The sequence below is a fragment of the Robertmurraya sp. FSL R5-0851 genome (genome assembly GCF_038002965.1).
GTDB classification, from domain to species: domain Bacteria; phylum Bacillota; class Bacilli; order Bacillales; family Cytobacillaceae; genus Robertmurraya_A; species Robertmurraya_A beringensis.
Genome location: NZ_JBBOOE010000001.1, coordinates 1,257,324 through 1,274,935 on the forward strand (window position 1 = coordinate 1,257,324; position 17,612 = coordinate 1,274,935).

17 protein-coding genes are annotated in these 17,612 nt (G+C 37.6%); 14 read left to right on the top strand and 3 right to left on the bottom strand.

Annotated elements, in window-relative coordinates; genetic code table 11:
- Positions 1-76 precede the first annotated feature (76 nt).
- Positions 77-796 carry a YwiC-like family protein gene (locus tag MKX65_RS06505; protein ID WP_160546414.1) on the top strand — a complete coding sequence of 240 codons (720 nt, stop codon included), beginning with the start codon at positions 77-79 and terminating at the stop codon, positions 794-796.
- Between the two features lie 39 nt (positions 797-835).
- Here the strand turns inward: MKX65_RS06505 and MKX65_RS06510 are convergent, their stop codons facing one another.
- Positions 836-1,516: a Crp/Fnr family transcriptional regulator gene (locus tag MKX65_RS06510; RefSeq protein WP_160546413.1), complete on the bottom strand. Its 681-nt coding sequence runs from the start codon at positions 1,514-1,516 to the stop codon at positions 836-838.
- 285 nt (positions 1,517-1,801) lie between these two features.
- Here MKX65_RS06510 and argC point away from each other — a divergent pair, with 285 nt between their 5' ends.
- The 9 genes from argC (at position 1,802) to clpB (ending at position 14,180) form a co-directional block, all read left to right on the top strand.
- Positions 1,802-2,836: an N-acetyl-gamma-glutamyl-phosphate reductase gene (argC, locus tag MKX65_RS06515; RefSeq protein WP_340902867.1), complete on the top strand. Its 1,035-nt coding sequence runs from the start codon at positions 1,802-1,804 to the stop codon at positions 2,834-2,836.
- A gap of 14 nt (positions 2,837-2,850) precedes the next feature.
- Positions 2,851-4,083 (top strand): bifunctional ornithine acetyltransferase/N-acetylglutamate synthase, encoded by a 1,233-nt coding sequence (gene argJ / locus MKX65_RS06520; RefSeq protein WP_340902868.1) that lies wholly within the window; start codon positions 2,851-2,853, stop codon positions 4,081-4,083.
- A 13-nt stretch (positions 4,084-4,096) separates the two neighbouring features.
- Entirely contained in the window at positions 4,097-4,870 is a 774-nt protein-coding gene (gene argB, locus MKX65_RS06525) for an acetylglutamate kinase (protein WP_160546410.1), read from the top strand.
- On the top strand, positions 4,867-6,021 hold the full coding sequence (locus tag MKX65_RS06530; protein ID WP_340902869.1) for an acetylornithine transaminase: 1,155 nt from the start codon (positions 4,867-4,869) through the stop codon (positions 6,019-6,021). The genes argB and MKX65_RS06530 overlap by 4 nt, the downstream gene beginning before the upstream one ends.
- Before the next feature lie 78 nt (positions 6,022-6,099).
- A complete protein-coding gene (locus MKX65_RS06535; protein WP_160546408.1) occupies positions 6,100-7,182 on the top strand; it encodes a carbamoyl phosphate synthase small subunit in 1,083 nt (360 codons plus the stop codon).
- Positions 7,175-10,285, top strand: a complete 3,111-nt coding sequence (locus MKX65_RS06540; protein ID WP_340902871.1) for a carbamoyl phosphate synthase large subunit — start codon at positions 7,175-7,177, stop codon at positions 10,283-10,285. Before MKX65_RS06535 ends, MKX65_RS06540 begins: the two co-directional genes overlap by 8 nt.
- Complete coding sequence (gene argF / locus MKX65_RS06545) at positions 10,282-11,235, top strand: ornithine carbamoyltransferase (RefSeq protein WP_340902873.1); 954 nt, start codon at positions 10,282-10,284, stop codon at positions 11,233-11,235. The genes MKX65_RS06540 and argF overlap by 4 nt, the downstream gene beginning before the upstream one ends.
- 77 nt (positions 11,236-11,312) lie before the next feature.
- Positions 11,313-11,501: a YjzC family protein gene (locus MKX65_RS06550; protein ID WP_160546405.1), complete on the top strand. Its 189-nt coding sequence runs from the start codon at positions 11,313-11,315 to the stop codon at positions 11,499-11,501.
- Between the two features lie 93 nt (positions 11,502-11,594).
- Positions 11,595-14,180 carry an ATP-dependent chaperone ClpB gene (gene clpB, locus MKX65_RS06555; protein WP_340902875.1) on the top strand — a complete coding sequence of 862 codons (2,586 nt, stop codon included), beginning with the start codon at positions 11,595-11,597 and terminating at the stop codon, positions 14,178-14,180.
- A gap of 58 nt (positions 14,181-14,238) precedes the next feature.
- On the opposite strand, the gene MKX65_RS06560 is transcribed toward clpB, so the two are convergent.
- Positions 14,239-14,427, bottom strand: a complete 189-nt coding sequence (locus MKX65_RS06560) for a DUF2929 family protein (protein WP_160546403.1) — start codon at positions 14,425-14,427, stop codon at positions 14,239-14,241.
- Between the two features lie 190 nt (positions 14,428-14,617).
- Between MKX65_RS06560 and MKX65_RS06565 the strand changes: the two genes are divergently transcribed.
- The 4 genes from MKX65_RS06565 to MKX65_RS06580 all read left to right on the top strand — a co-directional run bounded on the left by MKX65_RS06565 (position 14,618) and on the right by MKX65_RS06580 (position 17,196).
- Positions 14,618-15,355, top strand: coding sequence for a hydrolase (locus MKX65_RS06565; protein ID WP_340902876.1), 738 nt, complete (start codon positions 14,618-14,620; stop codon positions 15,353-15,355).
- A gap of 70 nt (positions 15,356-15,425) precedes the next feature.
- The gene (locus MKX65_RS06570; protein ID WP_340902877.1) at positions 15,426-15,917 is read left to right on the top strand and encodes a hypothetical protein; all 492 of its coding nucleotides are present in this window, start codon (positions 15,426-15,428) and stop codon (positions 15,915-15,917) included.
- A 120-nt stretch (positions 15,918-16,037) separates the two neighbouring features.
- The gene (locus MKX65_RS06575) at positions 16,038-16,991 is read left to right on the top strand and encodes a BMP family ABC transporter substrate-binding protein (RefSeq protein ID WP_445677945.1); all 954 of its coding nucleotides are present in this window, start codon (positions 16,038-16,040) and stop codon (positions 16,989-16,991) included.
- 13 nt (positions 16,992-17,004) lie between these two features.
- Positions 17,005-17,196, top strand: coding sequence for a ComZ family protein (locus MKX65_RS06580; protein WP_160546399.1), 192 nt, complete (start codon positions 17,005-17,007; stop codon positions 17,194-17,196).
- 46 nt (positions 17,197-17,242) lie between these two features.
- Here MKX65_RS06580 and MKX65_RS06585 read toward each other — a convergent pair whose 3' ends face one another.
- The gene (locus MKX65_RS06585; protein ID WP_160546398.1) at positions 17,243-17,572 is read right to left on the bottom strand and encodes a hypothetical protein; all 330 of its coding nucleotides are present in this window, start codon (positions 17,570-17,572) and stop codon (positions 17,243-17,245) included.
- Between the last annotated feature and the right edge of the window lie 40 nt (positions 17,573-17,612).

The following is a 17,612-nucleotide window of genomic DNA, read 5'->3' on the forward strand; positions in this document are numbered from 1 at the left end:
CCTGTGATTCAATTCACTTACTAATATCCTTCATTCTTTTATAGTATAAGTAGCTACAACACTAGGAGTGAGGACAATGAAATTATTTTTACCTAAACAGCATGGTGCATGGGCAATGCTAATCATCCCTTTTTGGTTAGGAGTGATTGCTTCCAACTTCCTTTGGCAGCATATCCCTTTCTTTGTGGGTTGGTTACTACTATATTTGGCGACATATCCGATGTTGCTATTATTTAAAAGAAAAAAACTCTCTTTGTATAAAAAATGGACAGTGATCTACCTGTTACCGTCTTTCTTTTTTTTGCTAGTCCCTTTATTTACAAGGCCTTCTATTATTCTTTTTGGACTAATCATGATCCCGTTTTTTTGCATAAATGCGTATTTTTCTAGCAAAAACAATGACCGTGCACTAACGAATGATTTAAGTGCCATTATCGTATTTGGAATTGCTGGCTTAGCAAGTAGCTATTTAGGAGAGGGAGGTATTAGTTACAAAGCATGGCTTGCCTTTTTCTCTTCTATTCTCTTTTTTACAGGAAGTACATTCTATGTAAAAACCATGATTCGCGAGAAAAAGAGTGAGGTATTCAAACAGATCTCATGGGGATATCATTTGTTGGTGGTCATACTTTGGATGATTGTTGGTAATTTGATCTTTGCATTAGCAAGCTTGCCAAGCTTACTTAGAGCCATTTTCTTCTACGGCAAGCCTTATTCAGTAAAAACAGTAGGGATTTTAGAGATTGTTAATGCTGTATTATTTTTTGGAAGTATGACAGTTGCGATGCTTGTATGATAAATAAAAGCACTCGGTGTTTTTCACTGCCGAGTGCTTTTAATCAATTTTGCAAATATCAATTGGACAATCTTCACAATCAATCTCATCTTTTAAGAACATCAAATTATGGATCGTAATCATCCCCTTATCAATGGAGATGATGTTATTCTTTCGTAATTCACTTAACAAGCGATTAGCAACTTCCCTGGATGTTCCACAAAAATTAGCTATCTCTTGATTGGTAAAAGGCTGATCTATGACAATGCCATGTTCACGAACAATTCCGTAACTATTGCATAAACGAATGAGTGTGGAGTACAATGCCCCTTTTTTACCATGGAGAATAAGGTCTCTAAATTTTGTTTGGTTTCTCCTATGCTGTCCATTTAACCATTTCATAAATTGTAAAGATAAAGAATGATCTTTGCTAAGCTTTTCCTCTAAATCGCCCTTATGAATGACAGCAACTTCACCATCTTCTACAATCTTTGCGTCCAACATGTACTTTGGGGAAGAACAAAATAAAGGAATCTCTCCAATAAGCTCTCCAGTAGAACACATTCGAATCGTCAGTTCTCTTCCATCTGGGACCATTTTGCTGATTTGGATTTTCCCTTTTAGAACGACATATAACTCCTCAGCCTTTTGCCCTTCATGAAATAAGTAATTTCCTTTTTCAATCTTACGTGTATACCTTGCCACTTGAATAAAATCCTGTAGCTGTATGGAAGTATTCATGGAGATGTCACCCGCCTGACCGGTTTGCTAGTCCCTTTAATTAACTAGTCTAACTGTAAAAAGAAAAATCCATTTCGTCAACCTTAAAACCTTCCAATAGGAGTAATTGTTTATGCAGATTTTTTGTTAGAAGTACTAACATTAAAAATAATCTAAAAAAAATGAAAATAGTTTTAAAAATTGGTTGATTTTATTGTTAGCAGTTTTTATAATAAGGTACATTAAAACTTATAAAAATTAAATCGAATGATTAAATATGCAATAATATTCAGGAAGGGGTAAGGAATGAAAGTATCAATTATCGGAACAACCGGATATGGTGGAGTTGAGTTGCTCCGTATATTGCACTCACACCCTGAATTCGACATACATTCCATTCATTCAACAAAAGAAGAAGTGGCCATTTCAGATGAATATCCACATCTTTATGGAATTATTGATAAAAAAATGAGCAGCATTGATGCTGATAAAATTGCTGATGAAAGTGATTTAGTCTTTTTTGCTACTCCATCAGGTGTCTCTTCAAGCCTCGTTGATCAATTCAAAGGAAAAGATATTAAGGTCATTGACCTATCAGGGGATTTGCGGTTAAAGAATACTTCTGACTATCTAAAATGGTATAAAAAAACTCCTGCTAATGAGGCGATCGTTGATGAAGCGGTATATGGACTAAGCGAATGGAATAAGGAGCAGGTAAAAGCGGCAAATTGGGTTGCCAATCCAGGGTGCTATCCAACTGCAACGTTACTGGGGTTAGCTCCTGTTGTAAAGGAAGGGTTAATTGACCCAAGGAGTATTATCGTTGATGCGAAATCAGGAACCTCTGGGGCAGGGAGAGCAGCAAGTCGAGCAACATTATATGCAGAGGTAAATGAGAATTTTAAAATTTACAAGGTGAATGAACATCAACATATTCCTGAAATCGAGCAACAATTAATGGTATGGAATAGTGAGATTCAGCCAATCACCTTTAGCACTCATCTTCTTCCATTAACAAGAGGCATTATGGCCACGATGTATGTCCAGCTTTTAGCAGATTGGGAGACAGAAAGAGTCATAGATTTATATCAATCGTATTACGAAAATGAGCCGTTTGTCCGAGTAAGACCACAAGGCTATTTTCCATCAATTAAGGATGTATCAAGTTCGAATTTTTGTGATATAGGTTTACACGTTGATAAGAGAACAAACCGATTAACAATTGTATCGGTAATCGATAATTTAATGAAGGGTGCTGCAGGGCAGGCCGTACAAAATGCAAACATCATGTTTGGTTTGGAGAGTCATTCAGGTTTGAAGTTTATGCCACTGTATCCGTAATAGGAGGTTAAGGGATGGAAGCTTTATCGGAAGTGTCACAAGTAAAAAAAGTAAATGGTGGTAGCGTAGTTTCACCAAAGGGATTTTATGCAGGTGGAGTACACGCTGGACTTCGTTATTCTAGAAAAGATGTTGGATTAATATATAGTGAAGTTCCTGCCAGTAGCGCAGCTGTTTACACATTAAATCAGTTCCAAGCAGCCCCGCTGAAGGTAACTCAGCATAGTATTCAGGAGAAAGGTAAGCTACAAGCAGTGATTGTAAATAGTGCATGCGCAAATGCTTGTACAGGAGAAAGAGGTTTACAAGATGCTTATTCCATGCGAAAGCTGACAGCCGATAAGCTGAACCTTGAAGAAACTTTCGTAGCGGTTGCTTCAACAGGAGTAATCGGTGAGTACCTCCAAATGGATCGAATTGCAGCAGGAATAACAGATATACAATTTGGTCAAACACAAGAAGATGCTGAAGGATTTCAAACGGCAATTTTAACAACCGATACATGTATGAAAAGTAGTTGTTATACAACGGAGATTGATGGAATGCTAGTGACGATGGGTGGAGCAGCAAAAGGATCTGGAATGATTCATCCTAATATGGCAACCATGCTCGGCTTTATAACTTGTGATGCCGCTATATCTCCTGAGTCTCTTAAGAAAGCACTTAAAAGTGTAACAGATAAGTCCTTCAATCAAATAACAGTTGATGGTGATACATCTACGAATGATATGGTACTTGTAATGGCAAACGGAAAAGCGGGTAATGAGGAGCTTCATGAGGGCCATAAGGATTGGGAAGCTTTCCTTGAGTTACTGAAGAATACGAGCCAAGACTTAGCAAAGCAAATTGCACGAGATGGAGAGGGAGCCACAAAGCTAATTGAAGTGAGTGTAAAAGGTGCAGCTTCCAATGACGATGCACGTAAAATTGCAAAGCAAATTGTAGGTTCCAATCTCGTGAAAACAGCTATTTTCGGAGCTGATGCAAACTGGGGACGTATTATTGGTGCAATTGGTCAAGCGGGTGTCGAAGTGAATGTTGATATGGTAGATATTAAGCTTGGTGAAACAACGATGTTATTAAATAGTGTGCCTCAAGTGTTTTCAGAGGATGACGCTAAGAAATATTTAGAAAATGATACGATTCATATCTTTGTCGACCTACAATTTGGAGATGGGGAAGGAAAGGCATGGGGATGTGACCTTTCTTACGATTACGTAAAAATTAATGCGAGCTATCGAACGTAAGGGGGCACATAAGTTGTCAACGATCGTAATTAAATGTGGTGGAAGTGTATTAAACGAATTGTCTTCTAGTTTTTTTGATAGTATCAAAGAAATGAAGAAGAAAGGTTATTCTGTGGTGCTTGTTCATGGTGGAGGACCAGACATAAATGACATGCTTGAGAAGCTAAACATTATGCCTGAATTTGTAAATGGATTAAGGAAAACAACGAAAGAAACATTACAAATTGCTGAAATGGTGCTCACAGGTAAAACAAATCGTAAGTTGGTTGAACAACTAAATGATGTAGGACTCAAAGCTATTGGTCTAAATGGCAGTGATTCTAATCTAATTCAAGCAGAATACCTAGACAAAGCGAGGCTTGGATATGTTGGTAAGGTCCAATCGATTAATAAAGACCTCATACAACTAATGGTTGAATCGGGACATATACCTGTAATTACACCAATTGCGATAAATAATCAAAACGTAAAACTAAATGTAAATGCAGATTACGCAGCTGCTGCGGTTGCGATCGGTTTAGAAGCTGAACAGTGTTTATTTGTAACAGATGTGGATGGCATTCTCGTAAATAATCAAGTGAAGAAAGAACTTAATAAGCGTGAAGTTAGTGAATTGATTGAAAACGGTACGATATATGGTGGTATGATTCCTAAAGTAGAGTCAGCGTTGTCAGCGATAGACATGGGGCTTAAGAGCGTAATGATTGTAAATGGTAAAAAAGGATTTTTTGAGAATGACCAATGGCTTGGTACTCAGATTTGTAGAAAGGAAGGAATTCTTCAATGAGTGGTCTTTTTCCAACATATGCAAGATGGGAAGTGGAGCCGGCTAAGGCGATCGGTTCCTATTTATACGATAAAAATGATAAAAAATATTTAGATTTTACTTCTGGCATCGGAGTTTGTAACCTTGGGCATCAGCCGGAAGCCGTGAAAAAGGCTGTGCAAATACAACTTGATCAATTCTGGCATGTATCGAATCTGTTTCCTCAAGAAAAGCAAGTGCTTGCTGCAAAAATGCTGGCTGATGCCGCTGGATTAGAGGCAGTATTTTTTGCAAATAGTGGTGCTGAAGCCAATGAGGGAGCAATTAAACTCGCAAGAAAAGCAACGGGCAGAACAAAAATCATTACGTTTCAACAATCCTTCCATGGAAGAACGTTTGCGACAATGTCAGCAACTGGTCAAGAAAAGATAAAAGAAGGCTACGGCAACATGCTCGAAACATTCGTTTATGTTCCGTATAATGATATCACATCTCTAAAGGCTGAAATGTCTCATGAAGTGGCTGCAATAATGCTTGAAGTCATTCAAGGTGAGGGCGGTATTCATGTTGGTGAAGAGGCATTTCTTAAAGAAGTAGAGAATCTTTGTAAGGAATATGGTGCGTTATTTGTTATTGATGAAATCCAAACAGGAATAGGAAGAACGGGAAAGCCTTTTGCTTTTCAACAGTACGATTTATCTCCTGATATCGTGACTTCAGCAAAGGGATTAGGTAGTGGATTTCCAATCGGCGCAGTAATCGGTACAGAGAAGCTAGTAACGTTTTTTGGACCGGGAAGTCATGGTTCAACGTTTGGAGGTAATCCAATTTCCATTAGTGCTGCGATAGCTACGATGGAAGAGATCTTTGCTCCAGAATTTTTAGAGTCTGTTGTTAAGAAGGGTGAATACACGAAAGCTTTACTTGAACAGGAATTAAAGGAGATTTCTGTTGTAAAGGAGATTCGCGGATCCGGATTAATGATTGGTGTTGAATTACAACATTCGGTAGGTTCACTTCTAAAGGATTTAAGAGAAAGCGGATTGTTAGCATTACCAGCTGGTGAAAATGTTCTCCGTCTTCTGCCACCATTAACTGCCACAGAGGAACAAATAAATGAAGCGGTTCATATAATTAAAGCGGTCTTACACAAATCATATATAACAGCCTAAATGGCTGCTCTTTTTTACAATGTATTGCATAAAAATTAAGTTTTGGATATAAATATTCACAATTTACGAGGTGGAACAATGAAAGCATATGTGCATTTAAAAAGTGGTGACACGTTCGAAGGAAAATGGGTTGTCAAAACAGACAATAAACCAGTGTCCGGGGAGATTGTATTTTATACAGGAATGACTGGGTATCAAGAAGTATTGACTGACCCTTCATATAAGGATCAAATCATCGTATTTACGTATCCTCTAATTGGTAACTACGGGATAAATCTTGAAGATTTTGAAAGTAAACAACCACATGTTGCCGGGGTCATTGTATATGAGGCTTGTATGAATCATTCTCATTACCAAGCTAAATACTCGATAAGTGAATATTTACAAAAATGGGGAATTCCACTAATTGAACACGTGGACACGAGAGAAGTTGTAAAACAAATCCGTAACGAGGGTTCCATGCCTGTCATGATTAATACAGATTCTGATAAACCACAATCCTTCGAGCTCGGAGAAATGGAAAAGGTATCGAAAGTGTCTTCAACACAGATCTCAACGGAAGGGCAAGAAGGAGATTTTCATGTCGTATTAATGGACTTTGGAAATAAAAAGTCGATTCAACAATCGTTGTTAAAAAGGGGTTGCAAGGTAACAACCGTTCCTTACAATTGCTCCTATGAAGAAATAAAAAAGCTTAATCCGGATGGTATTTTATTGTCCAATGGACCTGGAGACCCAAAGCATCTCAAACATTTATTACCTAACATCTCAAAGGTCATTAAAGCATTTCCGACCCTTGGAATTTGTTTGGGTCACCAACTAGCCGGGTTAGCTTTAGGAGCAGATACAAAAAAATTATTGTTCGGACATCGTGGTGCGAATCATCCAGTCATGGATAAGGACACGAAGACTGTATTTATGACCTCTCAAAATCATAGCTATTATGTAGATGAAAAAAGCTTAGCTGGAACGGGTCTTAAAACTCGATTTTATAATTTACATGATTCAACGATTGAGGGATTTTACCACGAAAGCTATCAGCTAATAACGACACAATTTCATCCTGAAGCAAACCCAGGTCCTTCAGAGGGTGAATATATATTTGATGAATTTTTGCAATTAATTAAAGAAAATAACGGGAGTCAAGTTGCATATGCCTAAAGATCAATCTATCACATCCATATTAGTCATCGGTTCGGGACCGATTATCATCGGGCAAGCGGCAGAATTCGATTATGCAGGCACACAAGCCTGCATGGCCTTAAAAGAGGAAGGGTACCGCGTTATATTAGTAAATAATAATCCGGCTACCATTATGACAGATAGTCATTTTGCTGATGCTATATATTTCGAACCGCTTACAGTAGACGTTATCGAGAAAATTATTTTAAAAGAACAGCCAGATGGGTTACTTGCTACGCTAGGTGGTCAAACGGGACTTAACCTTGCGTTTCAATTAGCTGAGCATGGAATTCTTGAGAAATACGGAGTAAAGGTTCTTGGTACCTCCATTGAGTCAATTAAAAAAGGTGAGGATCGTTCCGCCTTTCGTCAGTTAATGCACGAACTTGGAGAGCCTGTTCCAGAAAGTAAGATCGTTCATACGGTTGATGAAGCAGTTAGCTTTTCAAAAGAAATTGGTTTCCCCATTATCATTAGACCTGCATACACTCTTGGTGGAACAGGTGGAGGAATTGCATCAAATGAGGAGGAATTCCTCCAATTGGTCCAAGGCGGACTTAAGGAAAGTCCGATTCATCAATGCTTAATTGAAAAAAGTATTGCTGGTTTTAAGGAAGTTGAATATGAGGTAATGCGTGATGCTTCAAATACGTGCATTATCATTTGTAATATGGAAAATTTAGACCCAGTCGGAATCCACACAGGTGATTCAATCGTTGTTGCTCCTTCTCAAACATTAACAGACGAAGAATATCAAATGCTTAGATCTGCTTCGATAAAAATCATTTCCGCGCTTGGTATCGTAGGTGGTTGTAATATCCAATTCGCCCTTGATCCGGTAAGTAAGAATTATTACTTAATTGAAGTAAATCCTCGGGTAAGTCGTTCTTCTGCACTTGCTTCAAAAGCAACGGGTTATCCAATCGCGAGAATGGCTGCTAAGCTTTCAGTAGGTTATGAGTTGTCCGAATTAATTAATCCTGTAACAGGTGATACGTTTGCAAGCTTTGAGCCTGCATTGGATTATGTTGTTGTTAAGTTCCCTAAGTGGCCATTTGATAAGTTCCCAACCATTGAGAGAAAGTTGGGTACACAAATGAAAGCAACGGGTGAGGTAATGGGTATTGACCGTAACTTTGAAAGAGCACTATTAAAAGCCATTCGCTCACTCGAAATTAAGGTACAGGATTTAGAGATGTCCTCCTTAAAAACATTAAGTAAAGAACAATTATATGTAGAACTTGCGAAACAAAACGATGAGCGCTTTTTCATCTTAATGGAGCTAATGAGACGTGGAGAAGAAGTAAATACACTGCATGAATTGACGAAGATTGATTTCTTTTTCCTGTACTATATGAAGAAGCTTGCACAGTTCGAAAAGGAAATTTATGAAGCAACTCTCCAAACTGTTACTTCAGAGCAGTTACAGCTTTTTAAAGAAAAAGGATTTAGTGATCTTTTCCTAGCTAAAGCTTGGAATGTAACGGAAGCTGAATTAAGAGAAACACGTAAGAAACACAATGTTTTGCCTGCTTATAAAATGGTAGATACCTGTGCTGCTGAGTTTTCTGCCGTTACGAATTACTTTTACTCCACTTATTTTGGGAAAAATGAACAAATTCCCTCAGATAAAAGAAAGGTAGTCATCGTTGGCAGTGGGCCGATTCGAATTGGGCAAGGAATTGAATTTGATTACTGCTCCGTGCATGGAGTGTTTGCTTTAAAAGACGAAGGAATAGAAACGATAATGATCAATAATAACCCTGAAACGGTTAGTACAGATTTTGCCACAGCTGATCGTTTGTATTTTGAACCGTTAACTGTTGAAGATATCTTGAATGTGTTAGAAGCAGAGCAAACAAACGAGGTTATCATTCAACTAGGCGGTCAAACAGCGATAAACCTAGCGGAAGGTCTTGAACAAGCGGGAGTAACTATTTTAGGTACTGGTTCGAAAGTTATAGATATCCTTGAAGAAAGAGATAAATTTTATCAACTTCTTGATGAACTAAAGATCCCAAGACTAGAAGGCCAATTTGTAAACAGTGTTGAGGAGCTAAATCAGGCAGCTAATTCCATTGGTTTTCCAATCCTCATTCGCCCTTCTTATGTAATCGGCGGAAGAGGTATGGTCACTATAAAGGAATCAAGTGAGCTTCAAGCATTTATTGAAGAGACAGATTTACAGTTCCCATACCTTGTTGATCAATTTCTACCAGCAATAGAAGCAGAGCTTGATCTTGTCAGTGATGGAGAAAATGTTCTCGCTCCAGTGGTGATGGAACATATTGAACGAACAGGCGTCCATTCCGGTGATAGTTTGTCTGTATTGCCTCCTCATACTTTATCGAAAAAAGTACAAGAGAAAATGCTTTCTTATGCAACGAAAATTACTACTCATCTTAAATATAAAGGTCTTCTTAATATACAGTTTATTATTGATCAAGAAGATGTATATGTGCTAGAAGTTAATCCACGTGCTAGTCGTACCGTACCAATTATAAGTAAGGTTACAGGTGTACCATTAGTTCAAATTGCGACAAAAATATTGCTTGGGAAATACCAGTTGTCGAAAAATGATGAGTCATTGAATTTAAATGATCTCCCATTTATTTGTGTAAAGTACCCGGTGTTTTCAAATTATGCGTTAAAAGGCCTAGATTCAAAGGTGAGTCCAGAGATGAGATCAACTGGGGAAGGGATAAGTCTTGCAATGACTTATGAGGAAGCCATGAAGAAATCCTTCCACACGTTGCTGAAGGACCGACCAACTGGAAAAATAGCAGTAAAACCAAGTTATATGTCAGACATCAAACAAGCTGGAATAGATGAAGAAGCAATTATAGAAGCAAATGAATTATCGGCAAACAAAGTAAAAGAAGAGTCAATTATTGCTTATTACAACCCTGATCAAGGACTCGAAGACAAAAATGTAAGGGAAACAGCTACGAAAAATCGTGTTCTTACATTTACAGAAGAAGAAACATTGATAGCTTTCCTAGCTGGGCAAACAGTAAAGGAATTTACCGTTCATTCACTTAATGAATGGTTATCAAAGAAAAAAGAGGTGAAGCTTACATGATCTCTGTTAAAACAATTGAGAAAACAGCTGACTTAAAGGATATGTTAACATTAAAGGATTACTCTTCAGATCAAATTAAAGATCTTTTATCAAACGCGATAAAAATTAAAACTGCTTTTAAGCAGGGGGAGTCATATACTCCACTTAAAGGAAAAATTCTAGGAATGATATTTGATAAGTCTTCCACAAGAACACGTGTATCATTCGAAGCAGGAATGATACAGCTTGGTGGAACAGCCATGTACTTAAACGGAAAAGATTTGCAAATCGGAAGAGGGGAACCGATTTCTGATACGGCGAAGGTGCTTTCAGAGTATATTGATGGAATTATGATTCGTACTCATTATCACCATACGGTTGAAGAACTTGCTAAGCATGCGTCAATTCCAGTCATAAATGGATTAACAGATATGTATCATCCATGCCAAGCACTTGCTGATCTTCAAACGATATTGGAATGTAAAGGCTCATTAACAGGTCTGAAAATTGCCTATATTGGTGATGGCAATAATGTGGCACACTCCCTCATCATTGGAGCTGTAAAAATGGGGATGCATATCGCTGTCGCAAGTCCAGCTGGATACGAACCAAATCCGGAGATTGTAACGTATTCGAAAGAAATCGCTGAACAAACAGGTGGTTCCGTGACGATTACAAACGATGCTGTTGAAGCAGTAAATCAAGCGGATGTTGTGTATACGGACGTTTGGACGAGTATGGGGCAAGAGGAAGAAAATGAAATTCGTCTAAAAGCATTTACCAATTATCAAGTAAATACAGACCTCGTGAAGCATGCGAAGCCTGACTATTTATTCATGCATTGCTTACCTGCTCATCGTGGGGAAGAAGTTTCCCACGAGGTAATTGATGGCGAGAACTCAGTTGTTTTTCATCAAGCAGGTAATCGACTTCATGCACAAAAAGCGTTATTGGTTGAATTACTTGGATAAAAAAGGATTCCTGCGATTTCGCAGGGATTTTTTTATTTGGGTAATACTATAATCGACCATTAGAAAGGAGTGGGATTATGGGACAAAACCATCGTTTTCGTTCAGGTGATAAGGCACCAAATAATGGTGTCTATATAGAGATTGGTGATACAGGTTCTATGGTTTCGAATCCGAAAAAGATTAAGCTAAAAGCAGGCGAACGCTTCCCAGAATCAACAAATGACGAGCGCCAATGGACATATGCTCCAAAGTACACTCATAACTAAGCAAAGCCATCCTACATGGATGGCTTTACTATGTGAAAAATGGATTATAATAGAAAATGAATAAAGGTCAAAAATGGTCAAAGGAGGAGCCTTATGGATTATCAATCAATGACTGAGCGGGTGCAGGTGGCGTTTTCGGAGGCTCAAGCGCTAGCCAGAAAATCAAACCATCAAGAAATGGACGAAGCTCACCTTTTTATGTCTCTTTTCAAAGAGAAGGATAGTTTAGCAACTATGATAATAGAACGTCTTGAGCTTTCGGTGGATCCGTACTTAGAACAGTTGGAACATATACGAAAGAGAAAGCCGGAGGTAGTAAGCGGAAATACACAATCCAATATATATATAACGTCTCTCCTTCAAAAGCTTCTCCTCGAAGCAGACAAAGAGAAGGATGCATTAGAGGATCAATATATGTCTGTTGAACATTTATTGTTAGCTGCAGCCAGCATACAAGAAACGGCATTTAGTCAGTACTTGAAGAAACATAAAATTACTAAGGAAAGATTATTTGAAGTTATTTATGAGATTAGGGGGAATCAAAAGGTGACTTCACAGAATCCAGAATCAACTTATGATGTATTAAATAAATATGGACGTGACTTAGTAGAAGAAGTAAAAAAGGGAAAGATTGATCCTGTAATTGGACGGGATGCGGAGATAAGGAATGTGATTCGAATTTTGTCTCGAAAAACGAAAAACAATCCAGTATTAATTGGAGAACCAGGTGTTGGAAAAACGGCTATCGTCGAGGGGCTTGCTCAACGAATTGTTAGAAAGGATGTACCGGAAGGGTTAAAGGATAAAACTGTTTTTTCGCTTGATATGAGTGCTTTAATCGCAGGTGCAAAATTTCGAGGTGAATTTGAGGAAAGACTGAAAGCAGTTTTAAATGAGGTAAAGAAGAGTGATGGTCGGATTCTTCTATTTATCGACGAGCTTCATACAATTGTAGGAGCTGGAAAAACAGAAGGAGCAATGGATGCTGGGAATATGTTAAAGCCGATGCTTGCTCGAGGAGAACTGCATTGTATAGGTGCAACAACTCTTGATGAACATCGAAAATACATTGAAAAAGACCCTGCACTAGAACGTCGGTTTCAGCAGGTGGTCGTTCAGGAACCGAATGTGGAGGATACCATTTCTATTTTGAGAGGACTAAAGGAACGATTCGAAATTCATCATGGAGTAAATATTCATGATCGAGCAATCGTTACAGCAGCTATTTTGTCTGATCGGTACATCACAGATCGCTTTTTACCGGATAAAGCGATTGATTTAATTGATGAAGCTTGTGCCTTAATTCGAACTGAAATCGACTCGATGCCAACCGAATTAGACGAAGTAGCTCGGAGAGTCATGCAATTAGAGATAGAAGAAGCCGCATTAGTGAAAGAAGAAGATAGTCAGAGTAAAGAACGCCTTCTTATTTTGCAAAAGGAACTGGCAGACGTAAGGGAAAAAGTCGCTACAATGAAGGCGAAGTGGCTTTCGGAAAAAGAAGAAATTCATAAGGTCCAAGAAAAAAGAGAACAAATAGAGAAATTAAGAAGAGAGCTAGAAGATGCGGAGAACAAATATGATTTAAATCGTGCAGCAGAACTTCGACATGGGAAAATCCCGACAGCTGAAAAAGAGCTCGAACTGTTGGAGGAAGAAATGAATTCGAAGCAAGGGGAACGATTGCTTCGTGAAGAGGTTACAGAGGAGGAAATCGCCAATATCGTCTCTCGTTGGACAGGCATCCCTGTTGTAAAGTTAGTTGAGGGAGAAAGAGAGAAGTTGCTTCGGCTAGAAAGTATTTTACAAGAGAGGGTAGTTGGGCAATCCGAAGCAGTCGAGCTTGTTTCTGATGCCGTATTACGAGCTCGGGCTGGAATTAAGGATCCCAATCGACCAATTGGCTCATTTATTTTCCTAGGACCAACTGGTGTTGGTAAAACAGAATTAGCAAAAGCACTTGCGCAAATATTATTCGATAGCGAGGAAAAAATCATTCGAATCGATATGTCTGAATACATGGAAAAGCATGCTGTTTCAAGATTAATTGGTGCTCCTCCTGGATATGTTGGTTATGAAGAGGGTGGACAGCTTACAGAATCGGTGAGAAGAAAGCCTTATTCAGTAATTCTACTAGATGAAATAGAGAAGGCTCACCCTGAGGTTTTTAATATTTTATTACAAATGTTAGATGATGGAAGAATTACTGATTCTCAAGGGCGAACGGTAGATTTTAAAAATACCATTATTATTATGACATCCAATATTGGCTCTCATATATTGTTAGAAAACCAATCAAATAAGCATGAAGGAAAGGAAAAAGTACTTGAGTTATTAAGAGCTCATTTCCGACCTGAATTTTTAAATCGAATTGACGAAATTATTACCTTTAACCCTCTAGATTTATCAGCTATTAAGGAAATTGTTAGCAAATTAATAAATGAATTGAGTCTGCGAGTTAAGGAACAAAATATACACGTGGAAATATCGGATGAGGCAAGAGAGTATATAGCTACACATGGATTTGATCCTGTATACGGTGCTAGGCCGTTAAAAAGATATATACAACGAAATATTGAGACCCTGTTAGCTAGGGAAATTATTTCAGGTAAGGTAAAGGAGAAAAATACTGTACAGATCGAATTGGTAGACGGTAAAATAAAATTAAATATCCTTTGATCAATTAAAAAGTCATCCCTTGAATATGGATGACTTTTTTCAAACCGTTTTATTAAGATTAATGTGTTTCATGACCAGCTGGCTCATTCGGTAAAACAGCACCAATTACAATAATTAGTACCGTAACAATCACTCCAACTATGGCACCGGTTTCAAAATGGAATGCAGCTCCAATCATCGACGAAACAACGTATGAAAGCATTTGTACTAATAAGAACGTCCAGAAAAATGTCCAAAAGTAACTCATTTTTTTCACCTCTTACATATTGAAATCTTCATTCATCTTACCATATCACTATAAAATAATAAATGAATAATGACAAAACAAGGTAGAAATTTATCAGTCAATTCACCGAATATAGGCTAATCTCCCTTTCATTTTAAATAATGATTCATACATTATTATGGAGCAAAATGACGTTGAAGGAGTTTTTAGTATGGAGAACCGAAACTTTAAACTGGATACCGAATGGAATATGATTCATTATCCCGAAAAACCACGCGGTTTCGGTATCTTAATTATTGGTGACGAAAGGCATTTTGTTGATGAGAAAAGTAGTTTTTGGACGCAAAATGAAGGGAAATGGACACTCATTCAGAAGCTCAGAGAAACAGGCTATACGGTTTTTTATTCTAACCTCTACGGAAAGCATTGGGGTTGTGAAAAGGCCGTTAAGCTAGCGAAAAGACTCTATGAGTATGTTATCCGCACTGAAATAATTAATGAAAATATTCATATTTTAGCTGAGGGTATGGGAGCGCTAGTTGCTTTAAAGCTGATTGATATGATGGAGGAAAATATTCGTTCAACGGTTCTTATCAACCCTATTCTTTCTTTAAAAGATCACTTAGATCAAGAAAAGGAACATAAATTCTTTTATAAGAAGCTTATGAGAGAACTGTCTCAATCCTACGAACAAGAGCATCATCAGATCGTCGAGTTGCTGATCAGTGATCAGGGTGACCGACATGTGAAACCGAAGACCCCAACGAAGATCATTCATGTCCTGTCCGGAAATCGTGCATATAAACAATCCAATTTACTAAAAGAATTGTCAGTGAAGTGGGAGGATACGAATTCGCCTGTTACTGTTTGTTATATGCTGCCAGAGAAAAAGCAGCAAATCGCTCAACAAGTTACAAAATTTTTAAAACAGCATGAAAAAGTACTGTAATGAAGAACTAAGAATAGTGGTGACTCCCTGCGCATATACTGGTATATCGAGTAACAGGGAGGCTTTTTTTATGGACAAGGTACTTGTACTTGGAGCTTTGGAGGAGCTCGGATTTGAAATGACTAATTTCCTCTTAGAAGAAGGCTACGAAGTCAGAGGAATACACCTCCAAACAGGACATGAAACAATCTATAACGAGAGAAGAATGGAGATTGGGAGAAATGCAAATTTTGAAGAAATAGCTCTAAATGATTGGCTTCAACAAAGTGATTTTAATACAACATCAACTTGGGTATTTCTGAATAACTTTGACGAAAATGTAAGACATGTTTGGATGAAAGAAAATAGTAATCTAAAAAGGAAGTTACAGACCCTAGCTACAAATTCTAAAAACTTAAAATTTATAGTTATTCACCCTTTCACAGAGTGGGAAAAACGGAACGAAAATGAGTATGTTGGAAATGTAATGAGTTTTTTTATATCATTATCACATAAAGCATATGAACGAAATGAGTTTTCTTCCATCATTAGAGCAATAATGGACATCGTTGTATTAAGGTGAAAAAATTACTTTTCATTCTTTATATGTTAAAGGTAGAATGTAATAGATAAATAGTAAGTAAGGGACTTTCACTTTTTTCGTTGAGTGTCCTTTTGAAAGGCGGAAAAGAAAATGCGTAAGATGTTTGTTCGGGTTGGATTGTTACTTCTTTTAAGCCTTCCTTTCCTGACAAGCTGTGGACAACCTATGTCTTCTGGCGAGCTTAAGAAGGTTGGATTATTGGTGCCAGATACAATCAACGACCAGGTTTGGGGGACGAAAGGTTATAAAGGAATGTTAAAAATTCAATCCCGATTTAAAGTGGACGTTTATTATAAAGAGGACATGAACTCAGAGGCAATCGTTGAAAGAGCGATAAAAGAGTTTGATCAAAAAGTAGTAAATCTCATTTTTGGACATGGCAATGAGTACGGTCCTTATTTTAACAACTTAGCAGATAAGTACCCTGAGATTCATTTCGTGAGTTTTAATAGTGATGCTCAAATGGAAAATACAACGAGCTTAAACTTTGAAGCATATGCTATGGGTTTTTTTGGTGGAATGGTAGCAGGGAAGATGACAAAAACCAATGAAATTGGGATTATTGCTGCATATGAATGGCAGCCAGAAGTAAAAGGATTCCTTGAGGGAGCTCAATACCAAAATAAGGATGTATCTGTACAAATTGATTATGTTGGCCATTGGGATGATGATGATAAGGCCTTAACCTTTTTAGATCATATGTTAAAAAACAAGGTGGATGTCATCTATCCAGCAGGTGACGGATACAATGTGCCAGTTATTGAGAGAATAAAAGAAAATGGTTTGTATGCAATAGGTTTTATTTCTGACCAGTCAGATTTAGGGGAATCCACGGTTCTTACTAGCACCGTTCAACATGTAGATAGACTTTATGAATTAGTTGCTGAAAAATATAGCAAGAATGAGCTGCAAACAGGAAACCTTTCCTTTGATTTTCAAGATAATGTGATATCCTTGGGTAAGTTCAGTCCTGAAGTGGATAAAGAATTTGAAAAAGAAATAACCGAATTAATAACAAAGTACAAAGAAACGGGTAAATTGCCAAATCAATAGGAGGATTTTCAACATGTCTCAAGACAAAACAATGGAATTTATGGGCATTGCTATGAAATACTTACCGGAGGCCAAGGAGCAATTAGAAAATGCAGGCATTGAATTATCTATGGAACTCATTCAGCCTTTTATGACGTTGTTTACGAAAGTTATGCAGGAAGCATATGAACTTGGTGTTAAAGATGCAATGCAAGAAGAAGAATAAAAACAAGGCTGATTCTCTAACAAAAGAGATATCAGCCTTGTTTTGTTTATTTTTTAGAGCTCAAAAATGATGAAATAACTGGTTTGATTTGCTTATATAATGGTTTTAGGTTTTGAGCAGAGGTCATTAATGTGTCAAAATGATTCATAAGCTCGGGTAAATTCACATTGTTTATAGCTTTCTCTATTGCTGTTTGGTTTTTAGGACTATTATTAAGTGATTCCTCTTTTGAGTGTGACCGTCTTTTTCCAAAAAGCCATTCTTGCTCGGACATGCCTTCAACACTTTCCGTTTGCTCCGTCTCTTGATTGGATTCTCTTCTGGATGGAAACATTAGTGCTGAAAAGGGATCTCTATCATCTTTCTTACTCAGCATCATTCTACCTCCTTTCACCCTTATTAATAAGTTATGAAAT